At 51.1% G+C, this 20536-nt stretch carries 16 protein-coding genes and 2 tRNA genes; 7 read left to right on the plus strand and 11 right to left on the minus strand.

All coding sequences use genetic code 11. The features are described from left to right. Window position 1: 1 nt before the first annotated feature. The gene (gene ydhT / locus FQZ95_RS22960; protein WP_032184329.1) at window positions 2-814 is read left to right on the plus strand and encodes a protein YdhT; all 813 of its coding nucleotides are present in this window, start codon (window positions 2-4) and stop codon (window positions 812-814) included. Window positions 815-819: 5 nt separating this feature from the next. Here the strand turns inward: ydhT and FQZ95_RS22965 are convergent, their stop codons facing one another. The 4 genes from FQZ95_RS22965 to FQZ95_RS22980 all read right to left on the minus strand — a co-directional run bounded on the left by FQZ95_RS22965 (window position 820) and on the right by FQZ95_RS22980 (window position 3126). After that, window positions 820-2430, minus strand: coding sequence for an FAD-NAD(P)-binding protein (locus tag FQZ95_RS22965; RefSeq protein WP_039021255.1), 1611 nt, complete (start codon window positions 2428-2430; stop codon window positions 820-822). Window positions 2431-2555: 125 nt separating this feature from the next. Continuing rightward, window positions 2556-2861, minus strand: a complete 306-nt coding sequence (locus FQZ95_RS22970) for a monooxygenase (RefSeq protein ID WP_000212657.1) — start codon at window positions 2859-2861, stop codon at window positions 2556-2558. Between the two features lie 107 nt (window positions 2862-2968). Beyond that, window positions 2969-3045, minus strand: a tRNA-Val gene (locus tag FQZ95_RS22975). A 4-nt stretch (window positions 3046-3049) separates the two neighbouring features. Further along, window positions 3050-3126: transfer RNA gene (locus FQZ95_RS22980), tRNA-Val, on the minus strand. 308 nt (window positions 3127-3434) lie between these two features. On the opposite strand from FQZ95_RS22980, the gene FQZ95_RS22985 reads away from it, so the two are divergent. Next, a complete protein-coding gene (locus FQZ95_RS22985) occupies window positions 3435-4691 on the plus strand; it encodes an AIDA repeat-containing protein (RefSeq protein WP_032184327.1) in 1257 nt (418 codons plus the stop codon). 40 nt (window positions 4692-4731) lie between these two features. On the opposite strand, the gene mdtK is transcribed toward FQZ95_RS22985, so the two are convergent. Next, window positions 4732-6105, minus strand: coding sequence for a multidrug efflux MATE transporter MdtK (gene mdtK, locus FQZ95_RS22990; RefSeq protein ID WP_001174940.1), 1374 nt, complete (start codon window positions 6103-6105; stop codon window positions 4732-4734). 214 nt (window positions 6106-6319) lie between these two features. Between mdtK and ribE the strand changes: the two genes are divergently transcribed. Further along, window positions 6320-6961, plus strand: a complete 642-nt coding sequence (gene ribE / locus FQZ95_RS22995; RefSeq protein WP_000493947.1) for a riboflavin synthase — start codon at window positions 6320-6322, stop codon at window positions 6959-6961. Window positions 6962-7000: 39 nt separating this feature from the next. Here the strand turns inward: ribE and cfa are convergent, their stop codons facing one another. Together cfa and punC are read right to left on the minus strand one after the other, a co-directional pair. Beyond that, window positions 7001-8149: a cyclopropane fatty acyl phospholipid synthase gene (cfa, locus tag FQZ95_RS23000; protein ID WP_000098896.1), complete on the minus strand. Its 1149-nt coding sequence runs from the start codon at window positions 8147-8149 to the stop codon at window positions 7001-7003. A gap of 290 nt (window positions 8150-8439) precedes the next feature. Then, a complete protein-coding gene (punC, locus tag FQZ95_RS23005; protein WP_160530733.1) occupies window positions 8440-9651 on the minus strand; it encodes a purine nucleoside transporter PunC in 1212 nt (403 codons plus the stop codon). A gap of 112 nt (window positions 9652-9763) precedes the next feature. Here punC and punR point away from each other — a divergent pair, with 112 nt between their 5' ends. After that, entirely contained in the window at window positions 9764-10696 is a 933-nt protein-coding gene (gene punR / locus FQZ95_RS23010) for a DNA-binding transcriptional activator PunR (RefSeq protein WP_000269493.1), read from the plus strand. On the opposite strand, the gene purR is transcribed toward punR, so the two are convergent. Continuing rightward, on the minus strand, window positions 10693-11718 hold the full coding sequence (gene purR / locus FQZ95_RS23015; RefSeq protein ID WP_000190982.1) for an HTH-type transcriptional repressor PurR: 1026 nt from the start codon (window positions 11716-11718) through the stop codon (window positions 10693-10695). The two genes, punR and purR, sit on opposite strands and share 4 nt — an antisense overlap. Before the next feature lie 298 nt (window positions 11719-12016). Here purR and cydH point away from each other — a divergent pair, with 298 nt between their 5' ends. Then, the gene (gene cydH, locus FQZ95_RS23020) at window positions 12017-12106 is read left to right on the plus strand and encodes a cytochrome bd-I accessory subunit CydH (protein WP_000102278.1); all 90 of its coding nucleotides are present in this window, start codon (window positions 12017-12019) and stop codon (window positions 12104-12106) included. A gap of 165 nt (window positions 12107-12271) precedes the next feature. Next, the gene (locus FQZ95_RS23025) at window positions 12272-13441 is read left to right on the plus strand and encodes an MFS transporter (RefSeq protein WP_000701040.1); all 1170 of its coding nucleotides are present in this window, start codon (window positions 12272-12274) and stop codon (window positions 13439-13441) included. 145 nt (window positions 13442-13586) lie between these two features. On the opposite strand, the gene sodB is transcribed toward FQZ95_RS23025, so the two are convergent. Next, complete coding sequence (gene sodB, locus FQZ95_RS23030) at window positions 13587-14168, minus strand: superoxide dismutase [Fe] (RefSeq protein WP_000007283.1); 582 nt, start codon at window positions 14166-14168, stop codon at window positions 13587-13589. A 127-nt stretch (window positions 14169-14295) separates the two neighbouring features. Beyond that, entirely contained in the window at window positions 14296-15123 is an 828-nt protein-coding gene (gene mepH / locus FQZ95_RS23035; protein WP_000101187.1) for a peptidoglycan DD-endopeptidase MepH, read from the minus strand. Between the two features lie 334 nt (window positions 15124-15457). Between mepH and grxD the strand changes: the two genes are divergently transcribed. Next, window positions 15458-15805 (plus strand): monothiol glutaredoxin 4, encoded by a 348-nt coding sequence (gene grxD / locus FQZ95_RS23040; protein ID WP_000108172.1) that lies wholly within the window; start codon window positions 15458-15460, stop codon window positions 15803-15805. A 50-nt stretch (window positions 15806-15855) separates the two neighbouring features. On the opposite strand, the gene FQZ95_RS23045 is transcribed toward grxD, so the two are convergent. Further along, window positions 15856-20472: an ATP-dependent helicase gene (locus tag FQZ95_RS23045; protein WP_160530735.1), complete on the minus strand. Its 4617-nt coding sequence runs from the start codon at window positions 20470-20472 to the stop codon at window positions 15856-15858. Window positions 20473-20536: the final 64 nt, after the last annotated feature.

Genomic DNA, 20536 nt, shown 5'->3' on the forward strand with positions numbered 1-20536 from the left:
AATGATCATTACACGAGCAGACCTGCGAGAATGGCGTATCGGAGCGGTGATGTATCGCTGGTTCCTGCGCCATTTCCCACGCGGCGGTAGTTATGCCGATATTCATCATGCACTTATTGAGGAAGGATATACGGACTGGGCGGAGAGTCTGGTTGAGTATGCGTGGAAAAAATGGCTGGCGGATGAAAACTTCGCGCATCAGGAAGTTTCTTCTATGCAAAAACTGGCCATAGATCCCGGAGAGAGACCATTTTGCAGTCAGTTTGCCCGCAGCGACGATCATGCTCGCATCGGCTGTTGTGAGGATAATGCCAGAATCGCAACTGCTGGGTATGCCGCGCAAATTGCCAGTATGGGTTATAGCGTGCGGATTGGAAGTGTCGGCTTTAACAGTCACATTGGCAGCTCCGGTGAACGCGCACGGGTTGCTGTAACCGGTAATTCTTCGCGGATAAGCAGCGCTGGAGATAGTAGTCGGATTGCGAATACCGGAATGCGAGTACGCGTTTGCACATTGGGTGAACGGTGTCATGTCGCCAGTAATGGTGACCTGGTGCAAATCGCCAGCTTTGGCGCAAACGCCAGAATTGCCAACAGCGGCGACAATGTACACATCATTGCCAGCGGTGAAGATTCAACAATAGTGAGCACGGGCGTGGTCGACTCAATTATTCTCGGGCCAGGGGGAAGCGCCGCACTGGCATATCATGACGGCGAAAGAGTTCGCTTCGCCGTCGCCATTGAAGGTGAAAACAATATTCGAGCCGGAGTCCGCTATCGCCTTAATGAACAGCATCAGTTTGTTGAGTGCTGATAGCTTTACATTTGATCAAACGAAAGACGCCGACGAGCACGGGATGCAGGCTTTACGACCGCCTGAGCCATCGCCTCACCAATTTCTGCACATGCCGTAAGTCCCTGTACGAATGGCCGGTCGTGCATCAACCAGGGCAACGCGCCGAACGCTACGCGCCCACGAATTTCTTCGGGTTGCTGTAGCGTATAATCTTCGCCAACATCAGGGATTTCATCCCCTGTTTTCTGTAATTGTTCGCGTAGTCCAGGGAAAGGAATATCTTTCACTTTAAGCGGACGCTGCCCGCGGGCATCAATAAAAACGTCAAACGAGTAGCTATCGTCTTCCGTTTTCAGGACGGTGCGCGACTCATTAATTTCCATTTCGTAGTCTTCACCGAGGGCGAGAATATGAATGATTCCCGCTTCACGTAAGGCCAGTAGTCGACGAATAGACTCTGAAGGGATTGCCGCATAATTATCGATGAAAACCCGGGCAAGGCCTTTACTGAACCGTTTATGGTCGTGTTCATTCAGATGAGGAACAATTTCCTGTACGGCTTCATGCAGGCGCAGAATGACATAACGCCAGGGAACAGTATGTTTTTCTCGTTTATTGCGTTCGACTTCCTGGAGATTTTTTTCTGCCCAGTCGAATGGGTCGCGTTGTTTGCGCTCGGCAAACCAGGCTTGAGCAAAGGAATCGACATTCAGGCTCTCTAAGGCTATGCGTTGGCTCCAGTCTGGATCAGCAAATTTGATTTCCTCTACTATTAATTCGAATACTCGATCCAAAAGGCCCTCTTCGCCTTTTTGAATCTCCGCATTTAATGCCTGTTCAGTGACGATGTGTAAGGGCTCGTAGGGAATAGGGCAATAGAAATCGGCTTCCGGTAAAATACCCGTGCGTGACATTAGCGTAATACTTAGCTTTTCACTTGTGTTATTGAGTTGATAAATAACATGTTGTTTATCATCTTCAATAAATGAACCATGTTGAATAGCCACTGCCATTGCCGCATCCAGTCCGCTCAAGGATGTTCCCATAATACCCACGTTACACGCATCAACCTTTGCTTCCATCAGGCCTGACCACGGGCTGGGAAAATACGTTCTGGTTGCTTCTTCTTCATCAGGCCAGACGTGACCCGTCGCGATCACCGCTAAATCAAACGTCTCGATGGGTAAATCCTGATTTGTAGCGAGCATGACGCCAGCATTTATAATTTTCAGATCGGTAACCTGGCATGATTCATAAACAGCCACTGCAAATTTTTGCTGTCGTGCCTGGTCTACTAATCGTAAAAATTGATCGCGGAAATATTCGCCCAGCAGAATTCGCGGTAAAAACTGGCGATCGTGCAAGGTTTCTTTTTTAACGCCATAACGCTGGAGATGGCTGGCTTCTTGCTTTTGTAGCCATTCGAGATATGTACAATAAATCGGCGGTATTTCAATACTGGCAATATTTGCCAGCATCAGTTTTGAGTTTTCCTCATCACTGTATGGCATCCCGACACCGGCTTCGTCAGCCTGCTCGAAGATAGAAATAGAAAGTGGAGTTTGTTGCTGTAGAAGCGAGAATAAGGTGTAGATCCCCGTAGGCCCGGCACCCACAATAGCAATTTTTTTCATTGTTACTTACCTGTACGCATTCTTTCGAATTTAGTGTTATCAGATAAGTTTGGTTGAAATTTTTAGAATTTGAGAAATTTCAGACAGGGATGAAAAGGGCGCTAACCGCCCTTGGTTAAAATCTGTCAGGCGAGTTTTGCCTGATTGATTTGACTCAGTGGCTCATTGACATCGAAAACTTTGGCGACAACTTCCTCAACGCCGAGATTTTTCAGTCGGGCAGTATGTTTTTCCAGATAGGCAAGGGCGCTTTTTTCATCAGTGAAAAGGTAGATCCCACCGGCTTCGTGGTTCTTTTCACTTTCTGTCCATACCTTCCACAGAAAACCAGGTTCCTGATTAATCGACTCAGCAAGCGGTTTAAGCTGCTCAGCCATTGCGTCGCCAAATGGGCCATTAAAAGCAAAATGAAGTTGTAACAAAGTTGCCATAGCGATTCTCCTTCTGATAACGCATACGAAGACAGTGTAAATCTTTTAACGTATTGGATACAGAGAAGAAACAGAGGGAAAAAGGAGAAGACCAGATTAAGAAAATCTGGTGCGTCCGAGTGGACTCGAACCACCGACCCCCACCATGTCAAGGTGGTGCTCTAACCAACTGAGCTACGGACGCAGGATGGTGCGTTCAATTGGACTCGAACCAACGACCCCCACCATGTCAAGGTGGTGCTCTAACCAACTGAGCTATGAACGCAACGTTGTAGGTGACAACGGGGACGAATATTAGCGGCAGAGTGGGAAGGTGGCAAGAGGCAAAACGTATTTTTCTGCGGTATTTCGACCGTTTGCAGAGCTTTTAAGCAAATTGGCTATATTTTGTTGATTTGCAAGGGCGATTTTTATTCAGGATCGCATTTACATCTGACACAACCCAATAATCTGTGTATCAGAGTTTAAACAGAGTTGTGTGCCACCATCTCAAAATCTGTCGTGGATAAATCCTCCGTAGCCTTTACACTTAGGTAGCAATAAAGGCACACAGATGCAGCAAAGGAATAAATCATGGGATCTGATGCGAAAAACTTGATGAGCGACGGGAACGTGCAAATTGTTAAGACCGGCGAGGTCATTGGCGCGACGCAACTTACTGAAGGTGAGTTAATTGTTGAAGCTGGCGCAAGAGCCGAAAATACCGTGGTCACGGGGGCCGGTTGGTTGAAAGTGGCAACCGGTGGGATCGCCAAATGCACACAGTACGGCAACAATGGCACGCTATCGGTCAGTGACGGTGCCATTGCCACAGATATTGTTCAGTCAGAGGGAGGCGCAATTAGTCTCTCTACGCTCGCTACGGTTAATGGCCGCCATCCAGAAGGTAAATTTAGCGTTGATCAGGGTTATGCCTGCGGTTTGTTGCTGGAAAATGGCGGTAACCTGCGTGTACTGGAAGGCCATCGCGCGGAAAAAATCATTCTCGATCAAGAGGGCGGCCTGTTGGTCAATGGGACAACCTCAGCGGTCGTGGTAGATGAAGGTGGTGAATTGTTGGTGTATCCAGGTGGGGAAGCCAGCAATTGTGAGATTAATCAGGGCGGCGTTTTTATGCTGGCGGGGAAAGCCAGTGATACATTGCTTGCTGGTGGCACCATGAATAATCTCGGTGGTGAAGACTCTAACACTATTGTTGAGAATGGAGCCATTTATCGTCTGGGGACGGATGGCCTTCAGCTCTATAGTTCCGGTAAGACGCAAAACCTGTCCGTTAATGTGGGTGGCCGGGCTGAAGTGCATGCTGGTACGCTGGAAAACGCGGTAATACAAGGTGGGACAGTGATCTTGTTGTCACCCACCAGCGCGGACGAAAATTTTGTCGTAGAGGAAGATCGCGCACCGGTTGAACTGACCGGGAGTGTTGCATTACTGGACGGCGCTTCAATGATTATTGGCTATGGTGCAGATCTGCAACAATCAACGATTACTGTACAGCAGGGCGGCGTGTTGATTCTCGATGGCAGCACGGTAAGAGGTGACAACGTCACTTTAAATGTGGGCAACATTAATCTCGATGGCGGGAAAGTGTGGTTGATCACTTCTGCGGCAACGCATGTGCAACTGAAAGTTAAACGCCTGCGCGGAGAGGGAACGATTTGCCTGCAAACCAGTGCGAAAGAGATTTCACCTGACTTCATCAATGTTAAAGGGGAAGTTAACGGTGATATACACGTTGAGATAACCGATGCCAGTCGGCAAACTCTGTGTAACGCACTGAAACTACAGCCAGACGAAGACGGGATTGGCGCAACGCTCCAGCCTGCGTAAAAACACAGGCGCAACCCGTGAAGGTTGCGCCTTGTCTTTATTAGCGGGACGCTCGTTGCAGAATGATGGCTGACGGCAGACGTTGCAGGAAACGCATTCGCAGCATCATCATAATAGCTGCCGATGTCAGGCCGATAATAAACCCTATCCAGAAGCCTGCTGGCCCCATAGGTTCAACGACCAGATCGGTCAGTGCCAGAATATAGCCGCTTGGCAAGCCCAGCACCCAGTAAGCCGTAAAGGTGATATAGAAAATGGAGCGCGTATCTTTATATCCACGCAAAATCCCACTGCCAATGACCTGGATTGAGTCAGAAATCTGATATACCGCCGCCAGCAACATCAAATGCGCAGCCAGCGTTACAACCTCGGGATTGTCGTTGTACAACAGGGCGATTTGCTCCCGCAGTGAAACCGTGAATATGGCCGTCAGGGTTGCCATACAGACACCCACCATAAGCCCGGTCCGCGCAGCGGTTTGCGCATCCAGCGTTGAGCCCTGACCCAGACGATAACCTACGCGGATAGTTACCGCTGCCGCCAGCGACATGGGAAGCACGAACATCAGTGAACTAAAGTTCAGGGCAATCTGATGTCCTGCGACATCAACAATACCGAGCGGAGACACTAACAGAGCCACGACGGCAAACAGCGTTACTTCAAAGAACAGTGCCAGTGCAATCGGCAAACCGAGTTGAATCAGTCGTTTCATAACCGCAGGATCGGGCTTCGCGGTGCCTTTTTCGTTACGAATATCGCGCATCGAGCGGGCGCGTTTAATGTAAGAAACCATGGCAAGGAACATGACCCAATACACCGCCGCTGTAGCTACGCCACAACCAACGCCACCGAGCTCTGGCATACCGAAATGACCATAAATAAAGATATAGTTCACCGGAATGTTCACCAGCAGGCCGATAAAGCCCATCACCATACCCGGCTTGGTTTTTGCCAGACCTTCACACTGGTTACGGGCAACCTGGAAGAAAAGATAGCCCGGTGCGCCCCATAGCAACGCACGCAGATAACCCACGGCTTTGTCCGCCAGAGCCGGATCGATGTTTTCCATGGAGCGGATAATGTAGCCTGCATTCCACAGCACCAGCATAATGAGAACGGAAACAAAACCCGCCAGCCAGAAACCTTGTCGCACCTGATGCGCAATGCGCTCACGTCGACCGGAACCATTTAATTGCGCGATAACCGGCGTTAATGCCAGCAGCAGTCCATGACCAAAGAGGATCGCCGGAAGCCAGATAGAAGTACCGATAGCGACCGCCGCCATGTCGGTGGCACTATAGCCGCCCGCCATCACGGTATCGACAAAACCCATCGCAGTTTGGGCGATTTGCGCGAGAATCACCGGGATTGCTAATGCTAATAACAGACGCGCTTCACTGATATACTTCTGCACGTGAACACCTTTTATTTGTAGTTATATGAGAGACTAAAAAGCCGCCTGAATGGGCAGCAAAAAGAAGAAGCAGGGGAAATTCAGTCTATTGTAGCGAGGATTTATTAATTCTCCAGTGAAAAAATAGCCATTCTTACCCCTTCACTGGTAAGGGCGTTTTCCACCTGCTATTGTGCTGAACAGAATGTCTTAACTGATTTCAGGAGTTGTAAGTATGTTTACGGGGATTGTACAGGGCACCGCAAAACTGGTGTCGATTGACGAGAAACCAAATTTTCGCACGCATGTGGTGGAGTTACCCGACCACATGCTGGACGGCCTGGAAACCGGTGCGTCCGTGGCGCATAACGGTTGCTGCCTGACCGTAACGGAAATTAACGGCAACCATGTCAGTTTTGACCTCATGAAAGAAACGTTACGCATTACCAATCTTGGCGATTTAAAAGTGGGGGATTGGGTAAACGTTGAGCGTGCGGCGAAATTCAGCGATGAAATTGGCGGACACTTAATGTCAGGTCATATTATGACCACCGCTGAAGTGGCGAAAATATTAACCTCGGAAAATAATCGCCAGATCTGGTTTAAAGTCCAGGATAGTCAGTTGATGAAATATATCCTGTACAAAGGATTTATTGGCATCGACGGTATTAGCCTGACCGTCGGCGAAGTCACGCCAACGCGTTTTTGCGTCCATTTAATTCCGGAAACACTGGAACGCACGACTCTTGGGAAGAAAAAACTCGGCGCACGCGTCAACATTGAAATCGATCCACAAACTCAGGCAGTGGTAGATACGGTAGAACGTGTGCTGGCGGCACGAGAAAATGCCATGAATCAACCAGGTACAGAAGCCTGATCTGAAATCGCCCCCGGAGCGGGGGCGATAGAATAGCCTCTAGCGAGCGACTCGAAGGCCGTTTTCGACTCCGCGAGAGAACACCACCTGCCAGAGCTGAATATCACGGGCGCGGAAAGCACCTGCACAGGCATTCAGATAATAGGTAAACATCCGTTTAAAGCGTTCACTGTAGTTATCCGCAATTTCTGGCCACGCGGCGAGGAATCGCTCATACCACGCCATCAACGTAGTATCGTAATCAGCACCGAAGTTATGCCAGTCTTCCATCACAAAGTGGGGTTCGCTGGACTGAGCAATCTGGCGTACAGAGGGCAGGCAACCGTTCGGGAAAATATATTTATTAATCCAGGGATCAACATTCAGATCGGTTTTTTTCGAACCGATAGTATGGAGCAGGAATATACCTTCCGGTTTCAAATTACGATCCACCACCGCAAAATAGGTATCGTAATTTTTCGGTCCGACGTGCTCGAACATCCCCACAGAAACAATACGATCAAACTGGTCGTTCAGGTCACGATAATCTTGCAGCAAAATGGTGACATCCAGGCCTTCACAGCGTTCCTGAGCCATTTTTTGCTGTTCAGCAGAAATGGTGACGCCCACCACGCTTACGTCATAGTTAGACGCCATGTAATGCGCCAGTCCGCCCCAGCCACAGCCAATATCCAGTACGCGCATCCCTGGTTTTAACTGCAATTTTTCACAAATCATTTTGAGCTTCGCCTGCTGGGCAGATTCCAGATTATCGGCATCTTTCCAGTAAGCGCAGGAATATTGCATGAAGGGATCAAGCATGCGGCTGAACAAGTCATTACCTAAATCGTAATGCTCTTTGCCGACTATCCAGGCACGTTTTTTACTCTGAAGATTGAAGAGACGAGCGCCGGCAATACGCAGCGTGTCTTTGAAATGATGGGGGAGTTGGTTCTCGAGACCTGCGCGTAAGACTTTGCTAAAAAACATATCCAGTCGGTCACATTCCCACCAGCCATCCATATAACTTTCGCCTAACCCCAAAGAGCCTTCTTGCAGAACGCGTTTAAAAAAATCGGGGTTTTTGACACGAATATCCGCCGGGGCAGAACCGTTAATGGCTATACCGGCACGGCTAAGTAATTCGTTGGCGATACGGTACCAGTTGTCATCCGGTACACTGACTTCTTCTATACACGATGAACTCATAGTTTCTCCATCACTGGTCGGTGATCAGAACCTTAAAACAGCGTAGACGCTTTTTGGGCTTTGTGAGAAATCTCGCAGAAAAATCCGCGAGTCTATAATCCGACGTAGAACAGAGGGAAAGGAGGAACCCTTGCCGAAATGACCATCCATAGTGAGTCGGGAACGATCCTGTCCCCGTAAAAACATAATATTTATCGTAGCTTTAACAACTCGAAATTAGTATAGGCCGCTAATTTCAATCATACAACAAAATTTTGTTAGCAGCCTAAGTATAAGTATATCGATATAGTTCAGTGTGATTCGCTATGAGCGACTTCGGCATTGCCATGATTCTGGCAGTCCACTTCTTCACAACGTTGCATCATGTAACCCAGAGCAACCAGCACTACTGTTGATAACATCACGCTGGTGGTGGTGAGCAATGGCGTGCTGATACTGATCAGCCAGGAAACTACCAGACTTGCGAGGAAGCACAGACCCAGTTGTAGAGTGTTCTGCAACGCTGCGGCGCGACCAGTTGCATGTGGGAAGGGACGCAGCGCCTGGGCGACAACAATCGGGTAGATCGCGCCATTGGCAATCGCCATCACACAGAATGGGATCAGGATTTCGACTAGCGACACATGGCTAATGAAGCCCGCAGCCCAGGTCGCAATGACGCTGACAGCAAACAGTACCAGCAACCACGGTAATAACTGCTTGCCTTGCCATTTCTGCAGTGCGGCGCGACAGCCATAACCACCAATCAGAAATGCGATAGTTTGCGGGACATAACTTAAACCAATAACTGCCGGGCTGTAGACCATTTCACTAAGGATGAACGGTGAGCCGGTCAGCCATGCAAAAAAACTGGCTGAACAGGCCGCATATATCAGCACGTTGCCGCGATAGGTTTTAGAACGTAGCAGGTCGGTAAAGGTCAGACCATCCTGACTATTGTTACGGGCCTTCGTCGTGGGTTTGAGCCAGAAAATAGGCAGAATCAGCACCACGGTAATGGCAAACAGGGTGGCGAATATCGCCTGCCAGGAAAAATGGACCAGCAGCCAGCTTCCTAACAGAGGAGCCAGTGCCGGAGATAGACCCACCAGCGGCATGATGGTCGCAAAAATACGGTTAACTTTCTGTGAAGGATAATAATCCGTCACTAACGCTTGCCAGATAACCGCCGCGGCGCAGACACCTACAGCCTGTACAAAACGCAATACCAGCAGCGTGGCGGCGTTTTCAACCCACAGCATCCCCAGACTACCTAACGCAAAAATTGTCAGGCCGATGAATAACACCGGTTTACGACCATAACGGTCGGAGAACGGCCCCCACAGAAGCTGGGCTGCGGCAAATCCGGCAAGGAACAGACTAAGGCTGGCACTGACAGCAGACGCAGGCGTTTGCAGGTCGGCCTGTATGGCGGCGAAAGCAGGCAGATACATATCGGTTGCCAGAAAACCGAGTACGCTCAAACCTGCCAGCCAGACTAAAAATCTTTTCCCAGGTTGCATGTATATTCTCTAAATCTCTCAATTAAACACCGCCGCAAAGTGTAGGGAGTGAAATTAGTGTTGTGAAACGGTAATATTTGATGACTGGTTTCAAAAATTTTGCAGGCAGACTATGTGGTCAGAATATTCACTCGAAGTTGTTGATGCGGTAGCGCGTAATGGTAGTTTTAGCGCTGCAGCCCAGGAGTTGCATCGCGTTCCTTCTGCGGTCAGCTATACCGTGCGTCAGCTGGAAGAGTGGCTGGCGGTGCCTCTGTTTGAACGACGTCACCGTGATGTGGAACTGACCGCTGCCGGGGCGTGGTTTCTCAAAGAAGGGCGCTCTGTTGTCAAAAAAATGCAGATCACTCGGCAGCAATGTCAGCAGATAGCGAACGGCTGGCGCGGTCAGTTAGCTATCGCAGTGGATAATATTGTCAGGCCAGAACGTACACGGCAGATGATCGTTGATTTTTATCGCCATTTTGATGATGTCGAACTTCTTGTCTTTCAGGAAGTGTTCAACGGTGTCTGGGATGCGCTTTCCGACGGGCGCGTGGAACTGGCGATTGGCGCAACACGCGCGATTCCGGTAGGCGGTCGTTATGCCTTCCGGGATATGGGGATGCTAAGCTGGAGTTGCGTTGTTGCCAGCCACCACCCGCTGGCGTTGATGGATGGCCCGTTCAGCGATGATACGTTGCGCAACTGGCCGTCATTGGTGCGCGAAGACACCTCGCGAACGCTACCTAAACGTATTACCTGGTTGCTGGATAACCAAAAAAGACTTGTCGTGCCTGACTGGGAATCATCGGCAACCTGTATCTCGGCAGGATTATGCATAGGGATGGTGCCAACACATTTCGCCAAACCGTGGCTTAATGAGGGGAAGTGGGTAGCATTAGAACTGGAAAACCCCTTTCCGGATTCGGCATGTTGTCTGACATGGCAGCAAAATGATATGTCGCCTGCGTTAACCTGGTTGCTTGAGTATCTCGGCGATAGTGAGACGCTGAATAAGGAGTGGCTGCGGGAGCCGGAAGAGACTCCCGCAACGGGTGATTAACGACGATAGTCTCGGAACGGGCCGTCAGCCACGGAGCGGCGTTCAATCAAGCGCGGATGCACTTCAATGGACTGCGGTTCTTCACGTTTGTTGACAATACGATCCAACAGCATGTTGAACGCTGTTTCACCCAGCGAATCTTTTGGCTGATGGATCGTGGTCAGCGCCGGCGTAAAATAGCGGGCGTTGCGCACGTTATCATAACCGATCAGTGAAACATCCTGCGGGACGCGCAGACCCATTTCATCAGCAGCACAAAGTGCGCCCATTGCCATGATATCGCCACCACAGAAGACGGCAGTAGGGCGATGCGGCTGCGACAGTATTTGCTGCATGGCGCGATAACCGGATTCAGGTTCAAAGTCACCCTGTACAATCCAGCTTTCCGGCACCTTGATCATCGCTTCTTCCATCGCCTTCATAAAACCGGCAAGGCGGCCTGCGCCAGTGTTACGTTCCAGCGGGCCGGGGATAACGCCGATTTCGCGGTGACCGCGTTCAATCAGATAACGCCCGGCCATGTAGCCGCCTTCGAACGCGTTATCAATGACCGCATCGGTGAAGTCAGCTTTTGCTTCACCCCAGTCCATTACCACCATTGGGATATGGCGATACTCTTCCAGCATCGCCAGCAACGGCTCTGGGTACTCAGAACACATCACCAGCAGACCATCGACGCGTTTTTGCGCCATCATCGACAGATAAGCCCGCTGTTTCTCAAGATTGTTCCACGCATTACCCAGAATCAGGGTGTAACCTTTCTGGAAGCAATTTTTTTCAACCGCTTCAATGATCTCGGCAAAATAGGCCGCTTCGCTGCTGGTCGCCAGCAAACCGATAGACTTGGTGTGGTTAACCTTCAGGCTACGCGCCACCGCGCTAGGGGAGTAGTGTAATTCTTTAATCGCTGCCCACACGGCGTTGCGCGTTTCTTCAGCGACGAAACGTGTTTTGTTGATTACGTGTGACACAGTTGTAGTGGAAACGTTTGCTCGTTTCGCTACATCTTTTATTGTTGCCATTCCATTTCACTCCAGACCCTAACTTCAGCTCCTGCAAAATCGCAAGGTAAACGTTTGCCTTTACACACCTTACGCACAACAAAAGTGTTGCGGTACGCCGGAAAAACGACACGGAGCGTCAGGAAGGGGTCAATGGCCAGTACGCAAATAGTGTAAGCGTGGAATTTTGGCCGATCTTGACGAAAAGGGGAAGTGGTAAAAACACTTATCATTATAAATGACGGGAGATTTTTTCATCACAGTGTGTAAAAATGCGTAATATCACTTTTTGTGTGGTAATAAAAAAGGAGAAAACTTGATGAGCACCGACCTTAAATTTTCACTGGTAACAACGATTATCGTCCTCGGTTTGATCGTGGCCGTGGGTTTGACTGCCGCGCTGCACTGATTTCCTCTCGAGGGAGAGCATTCTCCCTCGCATCTCCTTCCTGTTTGTTAGCAAAATGGCAAAAGTGTTTTCTCTTTTTGTTATTTTCATTTTTTTGTGATTGCTGTCATGCTTTCGCCACTTTAATGAATATCGCGTAATGACGCGAAGAGGTGGAGATAAGGCATGAAAATTAACTATCCGTTGCTGGCGCTGGCGATTGGCGCGTTTGGTATCGGGACAACGGAGTTCTCGCCAATGGGCTTGTTGCCCGTCATTGCGCGCGGTGTGGATGTCTCGATTCCCGCTGCCGGAATGTTAATCAGTGCCTATGCAGTTGGCGTAATGGTTGGCGCGCCGCTGATGACGCTTCTACTTTCTCATCGTGCCCGCCGCAGTGCGTTGATTTTCCTGATGGCAATTTTCACGCTCGGCAACGTACTTTCCGCCATCGCGCCGGATTATATGACCCTGATGCTTTCACGCATTTTGACCAGCCTGAATCACGGAGCATTTTTTGGTTTGGGTTCAGTCGTGGCCGCAAGCGTGGTGCCAAAACATAAACAGGCCAGCGCAGTTGCCACTATGTTTATGGGGTTAACCCTGGCAAATATCGGTGGCGTGCCGGCGGCGACCTGGTTGGGTGAAACCATCGGCTGGCGGATGTCATTTCTGGCAACGGCGGGGCTGGGCGTGATTTCAATGGTAAGTCTGTTCTTCTCATTACCTAAAGGTGGTGCAGGGGCACGACCTGAAGTGAAAAAAGAGCTGGCGGTATTAATGCGTCCGCAGGTGCTGTCTGCATTGCTGACGACGGTGCTGGGAGCTGGCGCCATGTTTACCCTCTACACCTATATCTCTCCGGTACTGCAAAGTATTACCCACGCAACACCGGTGTTCGTCACGGCAATGCTGGTGCTGATTGGTGTCGGATTCTCTATCGGTAACTATCTCGGCGGCAAACTTGCAGATCGTTCAGTTAACGGCACGTTGAAAGGCTTTTTGTTGCTGCTGATGGTGATTATGCTGGCAATCCCGTTCCTGGCCCGCAATGAGTTCGGCGCAGCTATTAGCATGGTGGTGTGGGGCGCTGCAACCTTTGCGGTCGTACCGCCGTTACAGATGCGCGTGATGCGTGTCGCCAGTGAAGCGCCAGGTCTGTCTTCATCAGTCAATATTGGTGCCTTTAATCTTGGAAATGCGCTGGGAGCAGCTGCTGGTGGTGCGGTAATTTCCGCTGGGCTGGGATACAGCTTTGTGCCGGTGATGGGGGCGATTGTCGCGGGACTGGCATTATTGCTGGTGTTTATGTCAGCCAGAAAACAACCTGAAACAGTTTGCGTTGCCAACAGCTAATTAAACAAAAACGCAGAAGGATAACCTTCTGCGTTACAGTTGCTGGCAACGTGCGATTTATCTTGCCGGATGCGGTGTTAACGACTCATCCGTGTTGGCATGGTAAGCGAAGCGCATCAGGCAATGCTGCATTTGCCATCAGTTATTATGCAGCGAGATTTTTCGCTACGAATTCCCAGTTCACCAGCGCCCAGAAGTGCTCCAGATAGCCAGGACGTGCATTGCGATAGTCGATGTAATAAGCGTGTTCCCAGACATCAACGGTCAGCAGTGGAGTCGCATCGGTGGTCAGCGGAGTACCCGCGTTAGAGGTTGAAACGATAGCCAGTTTGCCATCGCTGTTTTTCACCAGCCAGGTCCAGCCAGAACCAAAGTTTTTGATTGCTGCATCAGTAAACTGTGCTTTGAAATCGGCAAAGCTGCCAAAAGATGCGGCGATAGCTTCAGCGACTTTTCCAGTCGGTTCGCCACCCGCGTTCGGTGCCAGGCAGTTCCAGTAGAAAGTATGGTTCCAGACCTGAGCTGCGTTGTTGAATACGCCACCTTCAGAGCTGCGAATAATCTCTTCCAGTGATTTACCTTCAAACGCGGTACCTTTAATCAGGTTGTTCAGGTTAGTGACATAAGTCTGATGATGCTTGCCGTAGTGATACTCGATGGTTTCCGCAGAAATGTGCGGTGCCAGAGCATCTTTAGCATATGGTAGTGCAGGTAATTCGAATGACATTGCTACTCTCCTTTATTATTAATTTGCATACGTACAATAGCCTTATTGTGCGTATGGATAGGGTAGCAAATTAAAAGGTGAGACAAAAGATGAACTTACCCTGTTGCCGTAACAACAGGGTAAAGTTTTAGCGAAGTGTTTTTGGGGTCATTACCCGGCGAGCGCCAACATAGTGGCGCTGCCAGTAGTCTTCACTGAGAGAAGTGATTTGAATTTCCTGACCCGTACGCGGTGACTGAATAAATTTGCCGTTGCCGACATACACGCCGACATGATCGGCTGTACCGCGTCCCTGAGTACGGAAGAAGACCAGGTCGCCGTTTTTCAGTTCACTACGTTCGATAGGTGCTGCATCACGCAGGTGATACATTTCATTCGCCGTACGCGGAATACGAATTTTCACCAAATCTTTATAAGCGTAATAAACCAGGCCGCTGCAATCAAAACCGGTACGCGGTGAGCTGCCACCCCAACGATATGGCTTACCAATTTGCTGCATCAGTTTATTCATTGCCACTTTTGTGGCTTTTTGCACCTTCGCTTTGTGTGCGTCGGCAAGGGTTCCTGACGCGGCATTTTTGACTTTCACACAATGCGATTTATAGCCCTTACGTTTGGTACACTTTTCGGTAAAGCTGGCTGAGGCCGTTTTATTGACGACGTGTTTGCTGCGAGTTTTGGCGTTTTTAGAAGCGGTAATGGAAGATTTTTTAACGGAAGAAGCGGTTTTGCTTTTGGTCGTACTTTTACTGGCGGCTTTTTTCGCTGTTTTCTGGCTGGCTTTCTGGGTCTTTTTGGTGGTTGCCGTGCTTTTCTTTTTATCTGCTTTTTTGGTGATATGAGTGGTAGCAGAACTCTCCCTGGCTTGCTTTGAAGCATGGGCCATAGGCGTTAAAGGCAGGGTAGTAAAAAGTAAAGCACAGAGCGTGATCGAAATACGGTTTATCCGCGCCACTGAGCGTCCCTCTGTTAAGGCAGGTCTATCATGCCTGCGTCTGATTTACAAAACTTGATAATTCTAATGCATAGAAGAAGAGAAAGTTAATAGCTTTTATTGTTAAAAAATACGTTTCGTCGGCGAGCGCAAAAAAATGCAGCAGTGAAAGCTTAAAATGGACATAAATACGCCAGTTTGCCGTGCGTCAGAGAAGAAACGAATATTTGAAATGCAACATATGGAGCAAAGGGATAAAATAGCAAAAGCGTGATGAAAATGTTATTTTCCGATGCCGCACTGACCCGCTACAATGTCAGATTACTGCCGTAAAGAAGTTTGAGGAAGCAAGACAATGAGCACCACTATCGAAAAAATCCAACGCCAGATTGCTGAAAACCCGATCCTGCTGTACATGAAAGGTTCACCGAAACTGCCGAGCTGCGGTTTCTCTGCCCAGGCAGTCCAGGCGCTTGCCGCATGTGGCGAACGTTTTGCCTATGTTGATATTCTGCAGAATCCGGACATTCGTGCTGAACTGCCGAAATATGCTAACTGGCCGACCTTCCCGCAACTGTGGGTTGACGGTGAGCTGGTAGGCGGTTGTGATATCGTGATCGAAATGTATCAGCGTGGCGAACTGCAGCAGCTGATCAAAGAAACTGCCGCTAAATACAAGTCTGAAGAGCCGGACGCGGAATAATCCGTCCTGCAATACTGACGGATGCGAACGGGCATCCGTCAGTCCTTTCTCTATCCCCAATCCAGTCCTTGTGGCGAACTTGAAAATCCCGCCTCACGCAGCAGCGTAAACATCGGCGTTTGCCGGACCGGTAGATCATTCACTTCTGTTAGCGTAAAGCGCAGCCGTGGTTCGCGACGCAGTGCGGTAGTCAGCGCGTGGAAAATCTCTGGGGCGAGTAATTCCTCTTTTTCCTGCCAGACCAGCATTTTTTTGCCACCTTGCGCCAGATAGAGTAACAATTTGCCGCCAGAAACGACCACCAGCGCACCCGCCCGACGCGTTGGTATCAGCGTTGCCGGATGTGCAGGCCAGGGCAGAAGATTTCCCCATGCATTAGCCGGATCGTTGGCAGAGAGCGCCACTGGTGTATAGTGGCGCGTTTGCGTGGCTTGTGTCGCCAGATCGCGCAATCGGTCAATAGTCAGACGTTCAGCGAATTGCGCGCCACCCAGACCTTCTACAAAACGACCTCGCATAATTCGCCCGGAGTCTTCCATACTTCGACAAAGCGTTTGCATCGATGGAAACCCGCCAGGGATATTTTCGGCTATCACCGCCTGACGACTGATGATGCCGTAGCGGTCGAGCATATTTTCCGCCAGCGCCAGCATCCTTTCGGTATCGTTTAGTGGCTCCACCTGCAATAACGACCAGCGTCCAGCCAGATTTGGTGTGTTGTAAGATAGCAGCGGCGAGACGGGTTGCGCATAGACAGGACGTCCACGACGAGCCCGGTGGCTGCGACGAGTTGAGGTGCGTGTGTTGGTACTGCTGCGGGTGAGGGCGCGTAACGGTGCCCAAATGTCGCTGGTGATGACGCCTTGCCAGACCAGCGCCCATAACGCCTCTTGCAGGGCTGAGGGATCAACCGATTCGTCGATTTTATCGCGTATCCGTTGGCTGATTTGTTGTGCAAACCAGGCTCCTCCGTCAGCCAGAACAGCGATTATCGCTTGCTGCAGCGCCGAACGATTCGCCTGATCTGCTTCGGCGGGAGTGAACGATTCTGCGGCATATTCCTGTAGATGCAGTGCCACCAGACCGTCATCTTCACCCAGTTTTTTTTGCCCCGACCAGATAACCGCACCGGTTGCCAGTAATTCATCGAGCATTTCTGGCGAATAGTCGCGTACGCGGGCAGGCAGGATCTGGCTTTCCCAGAGTGAGGCGGGTAAACCGACTCCGGCAAGCTGTTCGATCACCCGCATGACGCCATCCACGCCCTCATAAACGCCTGGCGATGTTGAGGCAAAGAGTGCCGGGCTACCATCGGTGGCGGGTAATACGCCCTGACGTTCCAGCAGCAATCGCGCATAGGTCGTGGCCGCAACGGGACGTGTCGCTTCTCTGGCGGCTTGCAGCGAGCGCAAACGCAGACGACGAAATACTTCATCGCTCACCCAGATGCCTTGTTGCAGATTCATCACCAGCCCCTGTTCGCGCAGTTGCTGAAGTTGCTCTTCGACAATGGCAATACCGAGACTAAACTCATGAGCCAGTTGTTCAGACGTGACCAGAGCATGAGCCCGGAGATAGCGCAGAAAGAGGTCGCGAAGCGGGTAACTGACTCGGTGCAAATAAATCTCTGGCAGTGACTCTGGTAGTCGTACGCCGAGGGCATCGCGCAGCCTGGCGGCATCATCCATACAGGCAAGACGCTCCTGCCCGCTAATCATCGTCGGGAAGATTCGTTTTACTGCAAGAAGATTTTCCAGATACGACGCAATCTCTTCACTGCTGCCTGTATGCCGTTGCGCCAGGTCTTCAACGGTCATTGGCCCCAGTTCGCGCAGCAGGTCGAACAATCCTTCTTCACCTTTCGCTCTTCTGCCAGGTGCCAGCCGCTGTAACTCTTCTTCCACCTGACGAATGACTTGCGGGTCGAGTAACTCACCAGGATCAACCTGACCGAGTAGATTGCGCAGTAACTCGCTGTCCAGCGACAGTACGGATGCCCGGCGCTCTGCCAGCGGGGCGTCGCTCTGGTACATAAATTCCGCGACATAGCCGAACAATAAACTGGCGGCGAAAGGCGAAGGCGTAGTGGTCGTTACATCGGATATTTGAATTTCGCCACCGTTCAGGCGACGCATCAAACGCTCCAGAGCGGGAAGATCATAAACATCTTGCAGACATTCGCGTAGGGTTTCGAGAATGACCGGAAAATCCGGATATCCCTGAGCGATTTCCAGCAACTGACTGGCGCGCAGCCGTTGTTGCCAGAGCGGGGTGCGATGGCCCGGCGTGCGGCCCGGCATTAATAATGCCCGCGCGGCGCATTCGCGAAAACGGGCGGCGAAAAGTGCCGAGCTGCCTACCGCCTCGCGGACAATTTGCAGCAACTTTTCTGGTTCAAACAAAAAAATCGCGGCATCGGGCAATTTACCATCGGTGTCAGGAATGCGCGCAACAATGCCGTCATCACTGGCAACCACAGACGCGTCAGCGCCCCATAGTGCATGTATTCGCCCGGCAATCGCCAGCGCCCAGGGTTCATGCACCCGTCTTCCATAGGGAGAATGCAAAATAATACGCCAGTCGCCAATTTCATCACGGCACCGTTCGAGGACCAGATGACGACTACCCGGAACAATACCCGTCGCGTTGCGCTGCTCGTCAATCAGCCCCTGAATATTGGCGATCGTATTTTCTTCTGCCAGCCACGGGGGAATATTCCCGGAAAAGAACGCGCCATCCGCCAGTAAATGGAGAAAATCGCCGATCATCTCGCCTAATTCTGCCGGACGTCCGTTACCTTCACCACGCCAGAAGGGAAGGCGGGCAGAACGACCTGGAGCAGGAGTCACAATCACCTGATCGCGGGTGATTTGCTGGATCCGCCATGAGGTAGCGCCGAGAGTGATAATGTCGTTCACCCGCGACTCATATACCATCTCCTCATCCAGTTCACCCACCCGCCGCGAACCGGCCTGTTCTTCACCTTCGGGTAATAACACGCTATACATGCCACGATCCGGAATGGTGCCACCGCTGGTAACCGCCAACAGCTGAGCGCCAGGTCGGGCGGTCAATATCCCGGTCTCCCTGTTCCAGACCAGTTTTGGTCGAAAAGCAGAAAAATCGCCAGAGGGATAGCGCCCGGAAAGCATATCCAGCGTGGCGTCAAAAACACGTCTTGGCAGATCTTTCCACGGTGCGGCACGGCGTACGCGGGAGTACCATTCGTCTGCCTGTAATGCATCCATCGCCGCGGCGGCAACGGTCTGCTGCGCAAGGACGTCGAGTGGATTATGCGGTGGTGTCAGGTTTTCCAGCCTGCCTGCGAACATACACTCAACAATGACTGCGGAATCGACTAAGTCACGCCGGGTTCGGGGGAAAAAAAGCCCTTTGGAGATACCACCTACCTGGTGTCCGGCACGTCCAATGCGTTGTAACCCACTGGCAACAGAAAGCGGCGTTGCCACCTGAATTACCAGATCCACCGCGCCCATATCAATCCCCAGTTCGAGACTGGAGGTTGCGACCACGCAGCGTAATTCACCCGATTTCAGCGCCTGTTCGGTGATTGCTCGTTGTTCTTTAGACACGGAGCCGTGGTGTGAGCGGGCAATAAAAATGTCGCTACTTTGTACACGGTTAGAGGTTGCGCCGGAGGTCGACTCGAAATGGGCCGCATCAACGGCGATAGACGGGGAACGCTGTAAGCGTGCGGCGTAAAGCTCATTCAATCGTGCCGTCAGTTTTTCCGCCAGCCCGCGTGAATTAGTAAAGACAATGGTCGAGCGATGGCGCAAAACTTCATCAAGGATACCCGTTTCAATATATGGCCAGATGGAGCCTTCTCGGCCGGCATGGCTGTCTTCGCCGGTGCCGCTGGCAACCGATGAGACATCATCCATATTGGCGACCGGTACGACAATCCGTATCTGCGGATGGCGCATTGCGGGCGGGTTGACTACCGTAACCGGGCGATCGCCACCAAGAAATGCTGCCACATCGCTGGCTGAGCGTACAGTGGCAGAAAGGCCAATTCGCTGTGCTGAGGTGTGGAGCAGCGCATCGAGCCGCTCCAGACTTAACGCCAGATGCGCACCACGTTTACTGCCCGCTACCGCGTGGACTTCATCAATAATTACCGTTTCGACGCCGCGTAGCGTTTCGCGCGCGCGGGAGGTCAGCATCAGATAGAGTGATTCGGGTGTGGTGATCAGAATATCCGGCGGATTACGGGTGAGTTTGCTGCGTTCCTGTGCAGGCGTATCGCCAGTACGGATCCCCACGCGAAGATTGACTTCCGTTTCGCCGCGCCGCCGCCGTTCATCGGCAATACCCTGTAACGGGATCTGCAAGTTGCGCTGAACGTCGGTGCCCAGAGCTTTGATCGGTGAAATATAGAGAATGCGTGAGGTTTTACGCTTATGCGCCTCGCGGGTATCTTCGCCGCCTTCGCGGAAGAGCTGATCGAGGGCGTAGAGAAATGCTGCCAGCGTTTTCCCGGAGCCAGTCGGTGCAATCACCAGCGCATGCTCGCCTCGCGCCGCCACATGCCAGGTTTGCGACTGGACAGCGGTCGGCTGTTTAAAGGCGCGAAGAAACCAGTCGCGGGTCGCCGGTGAAAACACGTCCGGCAGGGGCGATGAAGGGTTTAGATTATCTGCCATTAACGCTATTCCCCGTGAATATCATGCATGATGCGTGGAATAGCCTCACTATAGATGCCTGAAT

It is taken from the genome of Escherichia sp. HH41S (genome assembly GCF_009820115.1).
GTDB lineage: Bacteria > Pseudomonadota > Gammaproteobacteria > Enterobacterales > Enterobacteriaceae > Escherichia > Escherichia coli_F.